This window comes from Halopelagius fulvigenes, assembly GCF_042662625.1.
Classification (GTDB): Archaea; Halobacteriota; Halobacteria; order Halobacteriales; family Haloferacaceae; genus Halopelagius; species Halopelagius fulvigenes.
In genome coordinates this window covers 1-15,325 of the sequence record NZ_JBHSXH010000014.1, presented here as the reverse complement: position 1 = coordinate 15,325, position 15,325 = coordinate 1, and the positions used below count along the sequence as shown (strand labels likewise).

General features: G+C 56.2%; 11 protein-coding genes and 4 pseudogenes. 13 read left to right on the top strand and 2 right to left on the bottom strand.

Annotated features, from left to right (window positions below; all coding sequences use genetic code 11):
* The first annotated feature begins 7 nt into the window (after positions 1 to 7).
* The 13 genes and pseudogenes from ACFQEV_RS09545 to ACFQEV_RS09485 form a co-directional block, all read left to right on the top strand.
* On the top strand, positions 8 to 841 hold the full coding sequence (locus ACFQEV_RS09545) for an SDR family NAD(P)-dependent oxidoreductase (RefSeq protein ID WP_379695264.1): 834 nt from the start codon (positions 8 to 10) through the stop codon (positions 839 to 841).
* 703 nt (positions 842 to 1,544) lie between these two features.
* Positions 1,545 to 2,309 (top strand): IclR family transcriptional regulator, encoded by a 765-nt coding sequence (locus tag ACFQEV_RS09540; protein ID WP_379695262.1) that lies wholly within the window; start codon positions 1,545 to 1,547, stop codon positions 2,307 to 2,309.
* Positions 2,310 to 2,575: 266 nt separating this feature from the next.
* On the top strand, positions 2,576 to 3,694 hold the full coding sequence (locus ACFQEV_RS09535) for a mandelate racemase/muconate lactonizing enzyme family protein (RefSeq protein WP_379695260.1): 1,119 nt from the start codon (positions 2,576 to 2,578) through the stop codon (positions 3,692 to 3,694).
* Complete coding sequence (locus ACFQEV_RS09530) at positions 3,691 to 4,848, top strand: alpha-galactosidase (protein ID WP_379695258.1); 1,158 nt, start codon at positions 3,691 to 3,693, stop codon at positions 4,846 to 4,848. Before ACFQEV_RS09535 ends, ACFQEV_RS09530 begins: the two co-directional genes overlap by 4 nt.
* 95 nt (positions 4,849 to 4,943) lie before the next feature.
* Positions 4,944 to 6,110 carry an exo-beta-N-acetylmuramidase NamZ family protein gene (locus tag ACFQEV_RS09525; RefSeq protein WP_379695256.1) on the top strand — a complete coding sequence of 389 codons (1,167 nt, stop codon included), beginning with the start codon at positions 4,944 to 4,946 and terminating at the stop codon, positions 6,108 to 6,110.
* Between the two features lie 197 nt (positions 6,111 to 6,307).
* Positions 6,308 to 7,456 carry an ABC transporter ATP-binding protein gene (locus tag ACFQEV_RS09520; protein WP_379695254.1) on the top strand — a complete coding sequence of 383 codons (1,149 nt, stop codon included), beginning with the start codon at positions 6,308 to 6,310 and terminating at the stop codon, positions 7,454 to 7,456.
* Positions 7,457 to 7,887: 431 nt separating this feature from the next.
* Entirely contained in the window at positions 7,888 to 9,120 is a 1,233-nt protein-coding gene (locus ACFQEV_RS09515) for an extracellular solute-binding protein (protein ID WP_379695253.1), read from the top strand.
* A gap of 137 nt (positions 9,121 to 9,257) precedes the next feature.
* Entirely contained in the window at positions 9,258 to 10,193 is a 936-nt protein-coding gene (locus ACFQEV_RS09510) for a carbohydrate ABC transporter permease (protein WP_379695251.1), read from the top strand.
* Positions 10,193 to 11,086, top strand: a complete 894-nt coding sequence (locus ACFQEV_RS09505; RefSeq protein WP_379695249.1) for a carbohydrate ABC transporter permease — start codon at positions 10,193 to 10,195, stop codon at positions 11,084 to 11,086. The genes ACFQEV_RS09510 and ACFQEV_RS09505 overlap by 1 nt, the downstream gene beginning before the upstream one ends.
* Positions 11,083 to 11,493, top strand: coding sequence for a carboxypeptidase-like regulatory domain-containing protein (locus ACFQEV_RS09500; RefSeq protein ID WP_379695247.1), 411 nt, complete (start codon positions 11,083 to 11,085; stop codon positions 11,491 to 11,493). The genes ACFQEV_RS09505 and ACFQEV_RS09500 overlap by 4 nt, the downstream gene beginning before the upstream one ends.
* Before the next feature lie 101 nt (positions 11,494 to 11,594).
* Positions 11,595 to 12,763: pseudogene (locus tag ACFQEV_RS09495) on the top strand (mandelate racemase/muconate lactonizing enzyme family protein).
* A gap of 25 nt (positions 12,764 to 12,788) precedes the next feature.
* Positions 12,789 to 13,187: pseudogene (locus ACFQEV_RS09490) on the top strand (SDR family NAD(P)-dependent oxidoreductase); the annotation flags it as partial.
* A 1-nt stretch (position 13,188) separates the two neighbouring features.
* A pseudogene (locus ACFQEV_RS09485) lies at positions 13,189 to 13,401 on the top strand (RidA family protein); the annotation flags it as partial.
* Positions 13,402 to 13,430: 29 nt separating this feature from the next.
* Here the strand turns inward: ACFQEV_RS09485 and ACFQEV_RS09480 are convergent.
* A complete protein-coding gene (locus ACFQEV_RS09480) occupies positions 13,431 to 14,237 on the bottom strand; it encodes a creatininase family protein (protein WP_379695245.1) in 807 nt (268 codons plus the stop codon).
* 564 nt (positions 14,238 to 14,801) lie between these two features.
* Positions 14,802 to 15,325: pseudogene (locus tag ACFQEV_RS09475) on the bottom strand (tyrosine-type recombinase/integrase); the annotation flags it as partial.

The window sequence follows — 15,325 nt, the reverse complement described above, 5'->3', positions numbered from 1 at the left end:
TACACCCGTGAATTCATTCAGTGTAGACGATGCTGTTGCCATCGTCACCGGTGGAGCAGCCGGAATCGGTCGAGCGATTGTCAAGCAATTCGTCGAAAGCGGCGCACAGGTTGTCGTCGCCGACGTTGATACTGAGGGGGGTCGCCAGACTGTCGGGAACGTTAATTCAGATCATGGTGACGCCGTTTTTGTCGAGACGGACGTGACTAACGCCGAGGACGTGTCGTCGCTCATGACCGCGACGGTCGAAGAGTACAGCAGTATCGACATCCTGGTCACCAATGCTGGCGCGTCAACGGGTGACGACAACCTTCACCAACTCAACGAGGCTGCGTGGGATCGCCTCGTCGATCTTAACTTGAAGAGCCATTTCCTGTGCGCGCGCGAGGCCATACCGTATATGGTCGCCTCCAGCGGTGGTTCGATGATACACATGTCCTCGGTAAATGGTCTCACAGGAATCGGGCTCACGGGATACACTGCCGCAAAGAGCGGTATTCTCGGCTTTTCGAAGCTCATCGCGACACAGTACGGACGTTACGGCGTCCGGTCGAACGTCATCTGCCCAGGGACGATACAGTCGGAAGCGCTGGCCGCAAAACGCGAGACTGAGTGGGACGAAGCGACGCGGCAGACATGGTATGACCAGTATCCACTCGGCCGATTCGGATATCCCGAGGAAGTTGCAGAGGCGACCCAGTTTCTCGCGTCCGACGCAGCCAGTTACGTCACCGGCACGGCACTCGTTATCGATGGGGGACTGACCGCTGGACTACCACAGTCATTGGAGTCGCGTATGTACGACGTCGACGATGTCCCAGAGCCGGATTCGCCGCCCTGAGTCGTCTGTTCTCGGAAGTCGTTGCCTACCTCTTGAATCTCGGTCGAGAGGGTGTCACTCCTGTCTATGACGGGGTTTCAGTGATTCTGATAGCGCGACCACTCAACTAGTGGTGGTCGTTCGACATCTGAGCGTCTTTTAGCCGTCCGTCTATGCGGAGAGCTATACAGCCGGTGTAACCGTCCTTCTCATCAGCCTACTCTCTAGGTTCATCCGCAACCCCTACGGATAGATGGGTGAAACGTACCTGATATAGAGAGCCTGACTCTATCTTTTTTCAGCATTGGTGAATGAACGTGAACAATTCTAACGATACCTCGGGTACGACCGCCACATCAATAACCGAGCACTCGACGTTTATTTGGTTATTGCCGGAGTACAGCGTTTAGCGGGCCAATTGCAGACGTTTTGGACATGGATGTCAGTAATATTACTATATGAGTCACATGAAATTATGTTTCTATGACTGTTACATTTGTAGTTTCGTAATGCCGATCTCACACTGACAGTAGCGTAACGTTTGAGCCCGTTCGTGGTTACGCGAGACGATCCAGCAAATTCAGCGATGGTAAAACAGCTGTCGGGAAGATAGAAAACAGCACGGAGAGCAGCTATAGAGCTATATATCGGCTGTTCAATAGATGTGACAATGAGAGGCGAAGAATATTTCCGGCTCGGCTCGAAATAGAGTCTCTATCCCCCGATGAGCTACGAAGCGAAGAACCCAGTGCAAGCGACCCAGCGGTCCCTCGATATCATCGAAGCGCTCAGAGAGCTTGACGGGGCGCGGTTGACGAAGATAGCCGAGGCGCTCGACCTCCCCGACAGTACCGTCCACAGTCACCTGAGTACGCTGATGGAGCGTGGTTACGTGGTGAAGGAAGACGGTATTTATCGTATCAGCCTCCAGTTTCTCGACTTGGGCGAGTACGCGCGGAGTATCCGCAAGGTGTACTCCGTCGCAAAGCCGGAGATCGACGAACTGGCTGAAGAGACGGGCGAAGTAGTGAGCCTGCTCATTGAGGAAGCGGGGAGAGGAGTGATCCTCTACACGGAAAATGGCCCCGGCGCAGTGCCCCTCGACATCACGCCAGGCAAGTGCGTCCAACTCCACGCCTCTGCACTGGGGAAAGCCATCCTCGCGTACCTTCCCGACGACCGGGTAGAGACGATAATCGAACGACACGGACTGCCGGCCTACACAGACCAGACCGTGACCGACCGCGAGACCCTTCTGACGCAATTGGCGGAGACGCGCGAACGGAGCATTGCATTTGACAGAGAGGAACGTGTCATCGGCTCCAGCTCTGTCGCCGCGCCGATTAGATCCAACGATGGCCGCGTTATCGGATCAGTCGGGCTCTCGGGGCCGACTAGCCACCTCTCAGAAGAACGGATCGACTCGAATTTGCTCGAGACGCTCCACGATGTGACCAACATTGTCGAACTCAAACTTACCTACTCGTGAACGTTCCGGTGGACGAGCAGACCTGTGTTCGTCAAACGAATAGATGAATGGTCGCTGCTCAAGAGAAGACAATAAGCCGAATCCGAACGAGACGACGACGAGCTCTCTACCCCGAATTCCGACATGAGGGAACATAACCGGGGCCAGTAGTACTCAAGAACGGGTTACGGGTTCTTCGCTGGTGACGTCCCTGCACAGTTCTCATCACTGACGGGCGTGCCGGAAAGGGGAATGAGTTTTATAGGAGAAGCGAGGTCGTATCTACAATGGCTATCAGTAGCGTCGAAGCCATCCCCGTCCAGATAGCGGTCAAGCCGCTGGAGGAGGAGTACGGCCTCGCACCATACCGGAGTAACCATGACTCGGTCACGGAGGTCGACCGGCTCCTCGTCAGAGTTGACACCGACGAGGGCATCACGGGCTGGGGTGAGATGCTCGTCACGATGAAGTCCCCGGAAGCCTCGAAAGCCATCGTCGATCACGTGATCGCCCCCGAACTTGTCGGCCGAGAGGTCGGCGACATCCGGGGCTTTCTTGAGACGTTCTACTTCCCATACACTCGCATCCATCCGTTCCTCGGTGCGGTCGAGATGGCGCTCTGGGACGTCCATGGAAAGCGACTCGGTGCGTCGGTCGCAGAGCTCCTCGGTGGGCGTGTCGTCGATGAGATTCCGGTCGCGTTCTGTCTCGGCATTCTCGACCCAGAGACGTCCCGCGAGCACGCCGCCTTCGCCAGTGACGCCGGGTTCGGTGTCCTCAAGACGAAGGCAGGTCCGGACTGGCAGACCGACATTAATCGGATCCAGGCGATGGACGACGCCGCAGACGGCGAGTTAGAGTTCCGACTTGATCCGAATCAGGGGTGGACGTTTGAGGAGGCGATTCGGTCAATTGCCGCCCTTGAGGATGAAGGAATCTACCTCCAGTACATCGAACAGCCGTGTCGCATCGACACGTATGGAACCTACGGCAGGTTGCGCTCTCGGACTCAAACCCCTATCGCCGTCAACGAAGACACCTACTTCGAACGGAATCTCGCGCAGTTACTCCGCGAGGACGCCATTGATGTAGCCGTCGTCGATATTGTACCTGCAGGCGGGATTCTCGCTGTACAGGAACAGGCTGTGATGGCCGCAAAGCAGGGAGTCTCCGTCTCGCACCACTGCGGATTCGACCTCGGAGTGAAGACTGCGGCGGTCCTGCAGACGGTGGCCGCCACCCCGGCAATCAACCTTGCGCCCGACTCGGTGTACTATGGGTGGGAGGACGACGTGCTCGAAACGCCGTTCGATGTCACCGACGGGGAAATCCCAGTTCCAGACGGTTCCGGACTCGGCGTGACGGTCGACGAAGAGAAAGTGCAGCAATATCGAACCGACGAATGACGCACGTCTTCACGTACCCATGGACAGTTCTCGCTCGTGAACCGTCAACAGCCATCGATACGCTGGCCGAGGCGGGCGTCGATGGTATCACGGTTGCTAGCTACTACCATTCAGTTCAGACACTCGATCCCCAGTCACCGGAGTCGCTGTTCGAACGGTTCCCAGGCGGTTGCTACTTCGCTCCTGATTCGGAGAAGTTCGCCGAAACGTCCATCGACCCGCCGACCAACGAGGTATATGGGGAGAATGACGCCGTCAGGTCCCTCGTAGACATGGCCACGGAACGGGATCTTGTCGTCGGCGCGTGGACTGTCTGCATGCACAATACCCGCCTCGGCACTGCGAACGACCAATTCCGCATCCAGAGCGCGTTTGGCGATTCACACGACCACGCTCTTTGTCCCTCCTATCCCGAGGTACAGGCGTATCTGGCGGCCGTCGTCAAGTCGCTCGCCGACCGGGGCGTCTCGCGCATCGATCTGGAGTCTCTCGGATTTCCGGATGTCCTCCACGGGCACGGCCAGCAGTTTGGACACTCGAAGAACCACGCAATCTCGTCGCCGACAGGTCGGGTACTCCTCTCTCAATGCGGATGCGAGGGCTGTCGGACAGCGGCCGCGGAGCACCCTGTCGACTTTAAAGCGGCGATGGCTGAGGTGCGACGCCTCTGCCGGGAATCGCTCGCGGCACCCGACGATCCACACCCGAGTTTCGAGGCGCTCACAGAAGAGATGGACCACCTAGCCGATCTCATCTCATTCCGCACGAGCGTTATCACGGACCTTGTGGACCAACTCGCGGCCGTGAGCGGGTCGGTGTCGTTGAACTACTTGGTTTCTGACGGACTCGGCCACGGTCCAACAGACGGTGTGCCCGCAGGCGTCGACCTATCCCGGCTCTCGGGTCTTGACTCTGTAACCGCTCTCTGCTACACTAGCGATACGGCAATCGGACGAGACTGCGTCGAGACGCTTCGGCATTCGTTCGACGGGCAGATTCACGCCGCCGTGACGCTTGATCCGGACGTCACACCGACGCAAAAACAGTTCGAGAGAACGGTCGCGGCCGTTCAAGAAGTTACTCCGGGAAGCCTCTTTGTCTACAATCACGCGCTCATGACCGAAGCGCACCTCTCTTGGCTCGCCGGAGTCTAAAACGGGACGCCGGCGGTGTCTGTTTCGGTCATCAGAGCGGCCTCTTCGGTGGAGTGATGCATACATTTATTAGCGGCTCCACTGAACCGCTTGTCATGGTACGCCTCGGAATAGAGACGCTCACCGAGGGAAAGGCCGATCTCCTCGCCGACGAGCGTCTTGGACTGATTACCAACCCGTCTGGGGTAACGAGCGACCTCACACCGACCATTGATGTCCTCAATGGGATGGATTGCCTCGATTTGACGGTGCTCTTCGCGCCGGAACACGGCATTCGCGGTAACATCCAGGCCGACGTCACCGTCGAAGAAAACATCGACGAGCGGACTGGTCTTCCCGTGAAGAGCCTGTACGGCGAGCGGAAAGCGCGCATCGACGAAAACCTCTCGAACGTTGACGTGCTAGTCTACGATATACAGGATGTCGGCTGCAGATTCTATACGCTCGTGTATACCTTGGCTTACGCGCTCGAAGGAGTCGCTCACGCGGACAAACGGCTTGTCGTGCTCGATCGTCCGAACCCTATCGCGCCGGTCGAACCGGTCGGCAACATCGCTGACTCATACGGTCACGTTGATCTCGGCGGGTACGGCTTCCCTATCGTGTATGGACTCACGGCGGGCGAACTCGCCCGCTACCTCAACAAGAGGTTCGACATCGGCGCAGACCTCGACATCATCGAAATGGACGGCTGGGACCATTCGACGTGGTACGACGAGACGTCGCTCCCGTGGGTGCAACCCTCGCCGAACATGCCGACGATCACGACAGCGACGCTCTATCCGGGGACGTGTCTCTTCGAGGGGACCTCGATTTCAGAAGGTCGGGGGACGACAAAGCCCTTTGAGCTGATCGGAGCTCCGTGGATCGACGCCGACGACTGGGCAGACACTCTCAACGCACAAGGACTCGACGGTGTCGGCTTCCGTCCCGCTTACTTCACGCCGACGTTCTCGAAGCATGAGCGTCAAGATATCGAAGGCGTTCAGATTCACGTCCTCAATAGAGACGAAATCTCCCCAGTCCGGGTCGGTCTGACGATGCTCGTCTCTGCGTTTCAGACGTACCCGGATACGTCGTGGCTCGAATTTAACGGCGGGTACTTCATCGATCAACTCGCAGGCGGTGCGTACGTGCGTAAGACCGTCGAAGACGTCGACCCCTCCGTCGCCCCTATCGACGTGGCTAACGGACTCATCGACTCCTGGAGTGTAGACCTTACCGACTACCGCGGTCAGTACGAGAGCTATACGCTGTATTAATGTCGAACCGAAGAAACACCGTCTCGACCGTTCGCTTGGTCTCTTGAATTCTGAGTTCGATCACGCAGTATCAGCGTCACGGAGTCACGTCGCGGGCGACAGTACTAGTTGGAAGTTCCTTTCGTGAGACGCTCAACACCCGAACCACAGGTGAATCGACCGAAAAGAATAACAGTGAGAGCTATGTTCTTCGTCGTATGGCGACAGTAAGCCTCGAGTCTGTCCGGAAAGAGTTTGCCGGAGACGAAAACACGATCATCGCAGTCGATGACGTATCGATTGAAGTTGAAGACGGCGAGTTCCTCGTTCTCGTTGGGCCCTCCGGAAGCGGGAAATCGACCTTGCTTCGGCTCGTCTCGGGATTAGAGGAGCTGTCGGCGGGAACGCTTTCTATTGGGGATACTGACATCACTGACGTCAAACCGAAGAATCGGGATATCGCGATGGTGTTTCAGAATTACGCACTCTACCCTCATTTGTCCTCCAGAAAGAACATCTCGTTCGGCCTCCGTATGCAGGGGGAACTCTCGGACGAAGAGATCGACGAGCGGGTTGAACAAACGGCGGAGATCATGGAGATCGGACATCTCTTAGAGAAGATGCCCGGTGACCTCTCAGGAGGACAACAACAGCGAGTGGCTCTCGGTCGCGCGATCGTCCGGAACCCAAAAGCCTTCCTGATGGACGAGCCGCTCTCAAACTTGGACGCGAAACTCCGGACGACGATGCGGACGGAGATTCAACAGCTCCAATCAGAGCTTGACGTAACGACGATTTACGTCACCCACGATCAGACGGAGGCGATGACGATGGGCGACCGTATCGCGATCATGAACGAGGGGGAGCTCCAACAGATCGCGACGCCGTTAGAAGCCTACTATGCCCCGTCGAACGCCTTCGTCGCGGGATTCATTGGCTCGCCATCAATGAATTTCATCGAGATCACCGTCACGGAGACCGACGATCTAACGCTTGAACATCCCGAGTTCACGTTCAGGCCGTCTAGCGAGTTGGATATGGGATGGGCTGACAGCCGCGAGGAGGCAATCCTGGGGATCCGACCAGAAGACGTTCGTCTCGTTGAGCAGGATGTCGAAAACGCGATTGAGGTGACCGTCGACGTGGTCGAACCGCTCGGCAAGGAGCAGCTGCTCTACTTTTCGCTCAGCGGTGAGACACACATCGCGAGCATCGAAGCGAGACAATCCGTCTCGGAGGGACAGCAGCTCTCCATACTGTTTCCCGAAGATCGGATACACGTATTTGACGCTGGTACGACAGAGGCACTGGTGAATCAATCGCCGCCGGCGGAGGGTGATGAAACCCTTGTTCAAAAACGGATCTGAATGCACGGAACAGCACAGAATCATATCTCTCACAGTGCTTGGACCGTGCTGATCGTCGAGCTTGTATGCTAAAGCATAGACATTGGTTCATTAGCCACTTCGATCGAGACCTACAGTCGAGAATCCAGCCGGCTCCAACGGCTCGAAGATATCGTCCGGCCGAACTCTAATTGCCACGTTAACCCGTGGACGTGTGAATCTCCCGGCCTGAGTTAATTCCAGGTATAAATCCCTGGTGTCAATGATTAATTATAAATGGGTGTGTGTCACATACCCTAACGATGTCACAGGAAAGCCTACGGAGTAGTGCTCAGCTTAGTCGCCGGACCTGTCTGACTACGTTAGGTGGCGGTCTGACCGCCGGATTAGCCGGGTGTCTTGAGGGCAGTGACAACCAGAACAGCGGAAACGCAGGCAACGGTAACAGCAATATGGCGCTTGAAGGCCCAGTCGAACTGTTCACTTGGAACCTCCCGTTCCTCGAGGACTACATCAAGGAGTGGCGCAGTGATTTCGTGAGCGAATACGACAACAAATACGAATTCGCAGACCCGGCCACGAAGTGGACGGACCGGGGTCCCGCGACCGAAGATATCCTCTCGTACTTCCAGTCCCGACTGCAAAGCGGCGATCCGGTGAACATCTTCGACACCCAGATGGCGACGTATACGCGGTACGCGCAGGACGACGTGTGGGTGGCGCTAGATCAATTCACCGACGAGGAGTTCCTGAATAAGTACTACGATAAGCTCATCGAGGTCATGACATATGAAGGGTCACTGCTGCAGATGCCCTTCTACATGAGTACCAACGCGACCTATTCCCGGACGAAGTGGTTCGACGAGGCGGGAATCGAACCGCCCACGGTCAAGGAGTTCTACTCGACGATGGAGTACCTAGACATCGCGGAACAACTCGTCGAGAAGTCGGAAGCTGAGTTCGGACTCACGTTCATTCGGTATGACTGGCAGATCTGGCCGTGGTTCTGGAGCGAAGGCATCGACGTACTGAACGAGGATCAGACGAAAGCCGCATTCAACGTCGAGAAGACACACGAGATCCTGAGTCGGTTCCGTGAACTCACTGAGAGTGGCGTTATTCCCGAAGTATCGTGGACCGGCGACTGGAAACCTGCCGCCGAGCAGTTCGGCGCGGGGAACACGGGGATGTACTTCGGCTCCTCCTCGGCGCTTCGCCTCATTCAGAACTCCGGTAGCGACTGGGTATCGGAGGACACGATGGGCGTCGCCGGATCACCGTCGAACGAACGGTTCGGCGGCTTCCTGACGATGCATGGCCTTGGAGTAGTCAAGCCGAACAACTCGAAGGCCGCCCAAGAGGCATCGTTCGACCTCATCTCAACGATCCTCAACAAGAAGGGACAGAAGGACTTCCTGCGTAACACGACGGTGCTTGTCCCACACAAGCAGGCGCTCAAAGAGCTTCGAAACGACGAGAAGTTCATCTCCGAAAACCCTCTACTCGTCCAATTGTACAAGCTGTGGGATAACGTCAGCTCCGAGGTGTGGGTGCCGCCGCTCGTTGAGGCCTCGAGCCAGATCGCGCAGACTCTCGATAACGAGTTCTCTGCTGCCGCACTCGGCGAGAAATCGGTCGAAGAAGCAATTCAATCCGCCGAAAGGCAGGTGAACAGTTCTCTGTAAGGATGTTCAGTCACTTCGAATCGATCAGTACAAAACAAGACAGAGATAGTGAGTCTGTCTGCTTTCGAGACGACGGCGGATCAATAAACGACAAAATTCAATATCGGTTATGGTAGTATATGAGAGAAGGTGTGAAGATGAGTAATACGTCAATCACAGGTACGATTTCGAGGATTCCAACGCGGCTCATTGAGTCCCTAGACCTCTCAAAAAAGGCTCAGAGGACGATCCTCGTGGCGGTGTTTCTTTCACCGGTCCTTGTCTGGTTGTTCCTCTACAAGTACATTGCGCTGATATACAACTTCGTTCTCTCATTCAGTGAGATGACGTACACAGGCGATATGTCGTTCGTTGGACTCGCAAACTGGGGGACGCTCCTGACGGATCCTGTCTTCGGGAGGAGCCTGCTGAACACGATCGTGTTGTTCGGGACAATCCCGGTATCGATCGCCATCGCACTCGGTATCGCGCTCCTGTTAGACCAGAATTTCCCGGGCCGAAACGCATTTCGGTCCCTGTTCTTCCTCCCCTACATCACGATGATGGTCGCCATCGCCGTCATCTGGCAGTATATGTTCAAAACGGAGAACGGGGTTATCAACTACTTCCTCCTCCAGACAGGGATCATAGAACAGAACATCTCGTGGTTCGGCGATTCAGTCTGGGCACTCGTCGCCGTCTTCGTGATCCAGATTTGGAAGACTGTCGGGTTCTATATCGTCATTCTCCTCGCTGGATTACAGAATATCCCGACCCAGCTCTATCAGGCGGCGAAGATAGACGGTGCCAGTCGGGTTCAGCAGTTCCTCTACCTGACGCTCCCGCTCTTGAAATCGACTATTGGTGTCTGTCTCTTGGTTGGCATGGTGATCTCGTTCCGGTTGTTCGACCTGATAACGGTGCTTACCGGCGGGGGACCAGGACATGGGACAGAGATACTCTTGACGTGGATCTATAAGCAGGCGTTCCTCTACGGAGAGTTCGGATACGCTGCCGTCCTGAGCATCATCATGATCGCGCTCGCGATCGGAATTGCTCTCATTGGGCAACATCTTCAGGGGACTGAGTACTGATGAAGATAAACAATCACCTCACGAAAGCGGATCTCAACGTCCGGAGTGGAATCGAGCAGTTCAGGGAGAGTCCAATGGAGTTCTATCGCCGCATCGGTTTCTTCCTCCTCGCACTCGTACTCGGCATTGCCTTCACCTTCCCGTTCTACTGGTTGTTAAAGGTCGCTCTGACTTGGCCCTCTGGGTCACTGTACGGGGGGCAACCGTCGCTTCTCATCGAGAATCCTAGCCTATACAACTTCGTCCGCGTCTGGTATGCGATTCCGTTCGTCACCTACCTTATCACCAGTCTCATCGTGACGGCGATAGCCATCGCTAGCCAGTTGCTGTTCTGTTCGCTGGCCGCGTTCGGCCTGACAAAGGACTTCTACGGGAAAAAGTACGTGTGGGCGTACATTCTATCCGCGATGATGATACCGTTCCAGACTATATTCCTACCTGACTACTTGGTCACGCAAAAATTGGGTCTAGTTAACACCTACATCGGTATTGCAATAGTTGTCTCCGTGAGCATAGTCAATATACTGGTATTGCACGACTCGTTCTCGTCAATACCGGATTCGCTTGCCGAAGCGGCAAGACTCGATGGAGCCTCGGAGCTGTACATTCTATTCGGTGTCTATTGGCCCCTCTCGAAGCCAGCATTAGCAACGACCACCATCTTCGCGTTCATCTTCTCATGGAACTCGTTCCTCTGGCCACTCGTCGTAGTCAGGGACACACAGCATACACCACTCCCCCTCGGTCTCGCCGAGTTCCAGAGTCAGATGTCGGGCGACGTGGCACTTCAGTACGCGTTCGCGATCATGGTGTTCATCCCGTTACTGATCGTGTTCCTGTTGCTGCAACGGCAGTTCATTAAGAGCGCGGTGCTCGGGAGTATGAAATCATGAAACAACCGCCGTTACTTAAACTCATAACCGAGATGATCACATGGCGGCGACTGCTATTCAATAGATTCACGATACTCGCAGCAGTCATCGTGATTGCCTCGATAGGGGCTGTCGCATACGTGGATACCAACGACGATGGTCACGTCCAAGGGCGCGTCGTAGATTCGAATGGCAACCCAGTACAAAACGCGACCGTCACGCTCCGAGAAATTCCACTCGAAGGAGTCGTAAAGTCCTCAACGACCAAGACGGACGCCGAGGGTCGGTTCGAGTTCGTAGACAAGACTAATCTCTTGGAGTATCGGATCAAGATCTCCGTCGACGGTGAGGTTGTTGCATCGGAACACCACCACCTCTACTTCAAAGGGGAGAACCAGGAACTCGAAATACAGATAACGGAGGAATAACGGATCGGGAAACTCCGCTTGACGGTCAGTTCATCTCCCCTCCACGCTTCGAAAGTTCCTAGGCGGTGATTATTTACCTCTATTCCCGCCAACCGAAACGCATGGAAATCAGCGATGTGACTGCAGTTACTGTCGAAGTACCCCTTGTTCCGCTTGAAGAACATCTTGGCATCGGTCCATACGTCACTAACCACGGACGAGTCGAGACGATGGAACGAGTCCTCGTCCGGGTGGACACTGATGAAGGGCTAACCGGATGGGGAGAGATGCGCGTCTTCCTCTCACCGGCCGCGACCGAGGCAGTTATCGAAGACGGCGTTGGTCCGCTCGTCACCGGGCAGTCTCCGTTCGAGATCGAGCGTCTCCGTCGACAGGTGTTCGTCGAGTACACGAACGTCGACCTGTTCTTCGCAGCGGTCGAAACCGCCTGCTGGGACATCGTCGGACAAACGCTCGACCGGCCGGTATACGAGTTACTCGGCGGTTGGACGGCACCATCGCAGTCGTCTCAACGCCATCGGCAAGCCCTCAACGAGGATGACGCATCCGCGATGGAGGTTCCCGTCGCGTTCTGTTTGGGTATCCTCTCTCCGGAGGAGTCTCGAATCAAAGCCCAGGAGTCCCTTGACGCTGGTTTCTCCGTCCTGAAGACGAAAGCTGGTCGAGACTGGAGACAAGACGTGGAACGAATCAAGGCTATGCACGAGGAGACCAACGGACAACTGGAGTTCAGGCTCGACCCGAACCAAGGATGGACGCCGGATCGGGCCGTTCGTGTCGGGTCGATGTTGGAGCAGGCAGGGATCCACCTCCAGTACATGGAACAGCCCATTCGAGTCGATTCCCATCGGACGCTAGCGCGCCTCCGCCAACGATTGCGACAGCCCATCGCACCTAATGAGGACACCTACCGTCCACACAACCTCCAACGGCTCTTGGAGGCCGGTGCGATGGACGCTGCCGTCCTCGATTTAACTCCGGCCGGCGGTATCAGCGGACTTCGCCAGCAGGCGACGGTACTCGAAGACGCAGGCATCCCCTTCACGCACCACTGTGCGTTTGATCTCGGGATCAGGACGGCCGCGATCCTTCACGCTGGAGCGGGATTCCGGGATTCTCGCTACCGCCGGACTCCACCTACTACGGATGGGAGTCCGATATTCTGGAAACTCCCTTCGAACTCGAAGACGGGCGTCTCTCGACTCCGAGCGCTCCCGGACTCGGCGTTTCAGTGGACTCGGAACTGGTCGACCACTATCGGATTCGGTGATGGGAGAGGAAGCTTCAAGCAGGAGGTGTTCAACGGTCAATCTGCCAGGGTCGAACTATCAGTACGCGATCGTCCAGCCATCGTCACGGGTGGTTCACGCGGTATCGGCCGCGCCGTTGCCGCACAGTTCGCCGAAGCCGGCGGCGATGCCGTCATCTGTTCGCCCTCGTATGAGGGTGTTGAATCGGTTGCGAGAGAGCTCACCAACGCCCACGACGGTCGGGTCGTCCCCGTTGAGTGTGACGTGACCGACCGCGACGCCGTACGCGGTCTGGTCGATACGGCCGTCGACGAGTTTGGGGCCGTTCGAGTGCTGGTGAACAACGCTGGCGCGTCGGACGAATCGGCTAACCTCCTCCATCGGTGTACTGAGGAGACATTCGAACGGATGATTGATCTGAATCTCAAAGGCCAGTTCTTGCTGCGATGCGGTACTTCGAGCGGGTGGTGCCTCGCTGGGTGATGTCGTTAAGTCCACAGTGTTCGTCACCGACATGGCCAATTACGACGCCGTGAACGATGTCTACAGGAAGTACATGAGCGACCCCTATCCCGCTCGAAGCGCCGTCGAAGTGCGTGATCTCCCCGTCCCTATTGGTGTCGAAATCGAAGTTATTGCCAGTGTACCGCAGTCCTAATCAGTCCAATAACCCATTCCATTCACGTTTTAATCGGCGGAGTTAGCCCGATGGATATCGGAGAATAGTGTCGTTAATTCACTTCGCACTCCGTCGAAGATGGCCTTCCCCTTCTCTGCGCTTGCGAGGCTAGGATCTCCGATTGCGCCGCTCTCGGAGTATTCGTTGAACGACCGATATACCGAGAGCGGTCCGCCCTCCAGGAGGTCCTGTCCACCGAGATCGTATTGTTCGTCCCAGTACTCGGCGGATCTGTCGTCCCCGACGAGTCCCGGGCGGAGGTGGAGCATGAGCGACGTCTCGAATTCGCCGCCATGGGCCATCCCGCCCGTCTTGCTCTCACGGATGTCGTCGATGAACGAACGAGCGAGGTCGAAATACGTGATACCGAGTATCTCCGCGTTGGGGTGGGCGTGGCCGATAGTTGAGACCGCAGCGTCGATGAGCGCCGTGTTACCGCCGTGACCGTTGACGAACAGCAACGCGTCGAAGCCGTTCTCTAGTACCGCGTCGGATATCTGCTCTAGAAGATCGGTGAGTGTGTTGAACTCGCCCGTCATCGTCCCACCGAAGGGGAGGTGATGCGGGGAGTAGCCCGTCCAGACAGGAGGTGCGACAAGTAATGGAATCTCGTCGGCAACGTCCTCCGCACTGGCCGTGGCGACGGCGGACGCGAGGATGGAGTCGGTGGCTACAGGGAGGTGATTTCCATGTTGCTCAACGCTCCCAACGGGGATGACAACGATCGACCCCTCTTGGGACGCGATTTCGGCGATCTTCGGGAAGGGGTTGGCTGCGAGAGATACGTCACTATCGAGACCAGTTTGTACGACCATGGCTTACCATATCAAGGTACGTCCATAATTCGTTCGATTATAGGTTGGCCAGGGAGAATAACAGCATGTTCACGCATCGGCTGAATCCGGTGCTCGGTTTGAGCAATCACTCATGAGGCTATTTTCTGGTCTGTAGTTTTAAATTGTAAGGGATTGTTGGTGAATATACTGATGTATTTACTAACTAACCCTTGTAATTGTGAAGCCCATTACTCCGACTCCGAAAACGTAGTACGGGTTCGTAAAATCGGGACTATTGAGGAACAGAAAGAGGCTAAAACTCGAACCCATCAATAGAATAACCGCAGACTGAATACTCGGATTATACCAATCTTCAAGCAAATCCCCAACCATCCCATACATATTAGAATAGTAACATCTATACCGTATAGCGTTTGCGGTCGGTGAACTCCGATAAGTTCGCACGCGCTACTTCGCGGTGAGTTCAGCGTCGAGATGACGAAACAAACGAGGTCTCCATGATGGATACACCCTCTGTATCGGCACACTACTACTGTCAGCCGTTGAGGGTTTCATCAGAGCCACCCATAGCCTCTTCCGGGATTACTCATCAAGCAGCTCGCTCGCCGCGTCCCCCCGCTCAGAAGCGTCGATATGTGAGTACGCCTGTTTCGTGACCGAGAGGCTACTGTGCCGTAGGATGTCCGACGCGAGTCCCCGGTCCTTCCGGAACAGCGTATCACCGAGTCCGCGACGAGCACCGTGTAGCCTCGGTGCCTCGCCGTCTACCTCAACACCGGCGTTCTCGGCGATTCGCGCCAGTACCTTCCGAGTACCGTGGGTCGTAATCGCCGGTGGCGCAATCTCGTACTCCCGAAGGACCGCATCCACGTCAGCGTCCGCGAGCAACTCCTCTGCATCCTCTCGTGCTTCCCGGACAGCGGTGTACTTCGAGGGGGCGTGAGCGGTCGGGAACACCGGCCATCCGTCCGTCGGCGGATCTTGCACCCGGTACCACCGTTCGATAGCGTCCCGTGCTTGCTCCAGCACCGAGACGTCCTCCCACGACTGCGATTTCCCCCAGACTCGGAACGTCCACGACTCGCGGTCTACACGACTCCACGTTA

Coding starts and splice junctions, on each gene's coding strand:
- ACFQEV_RS09505 (WP_379695249.1), top strand. CDS start 10,193: ATGAAGATAAACAATCACCTCACGAAAGCGGATCTCAACGTCCGGAGT.
- ACFQEV_RS09480 (WP_379695245.1), bottom strand. CDS start 14,237: ATGGTCGTACAAACTGGTCTCGATAGTGACGTATCTCTCGCAGCCAAC.
- ACFQEV_RS09525 (WP_379695256.1), top strand. CDS start 4,944: ATGGTACGCCTCGGAATAGAGACGCTCACCGAGGGAAAGGCCGATCTC.
- ACFQEV_RS09520 (WP_379695254.1), top strand. CDS start 6,308: ATGGCGACAGTAAGCCTCGAGTCTGTCCGGAAAGAGTTTGCCGGAGAC.
- ACFQEV_RS09535 (WP_379695260.1), top strand. CDS start 2,576: ATGGCTATCAGTAGCGTCGAAGCCATCCCCGTCCAGATAGCGGTCAAG.
- ACFQEV_RS09510 (WP_379695251.1), top strand. CDS start 9,258: ATGAGTAATACGTCAATCACAGGTACGATTTCGAGGATTCCAACGCGG.
- ACFQEV_RS09540 (WP_379695262.1), top strand. CDS start 1,545: ATGAGCTACGAAGCGAAGAACCCAGTGCAAGCGACCCAGCGGTCCCTC.
- ACFQEV_RS09530 (WP_379695258.1), top strand. CDS start 3,691: ATGACGCACGTCTTCACGTACCCATGGACAGTTCTCGCTCGTGAACCG.
- ACFQEV_RS09515 (WP_379695253.1), top strand. CDS start 7,888: ATGGCGCTTGAAGGCCCAGTCGAACTGTTCACTTGGAACCTCCCGTTC.
- ACFQEV_RS09500 (WP_379695247.1), top strand. CDS start 11,083: ATGAAACAACCGCCGTTACTTAAACTCATAACCGAGATGATCACATGG.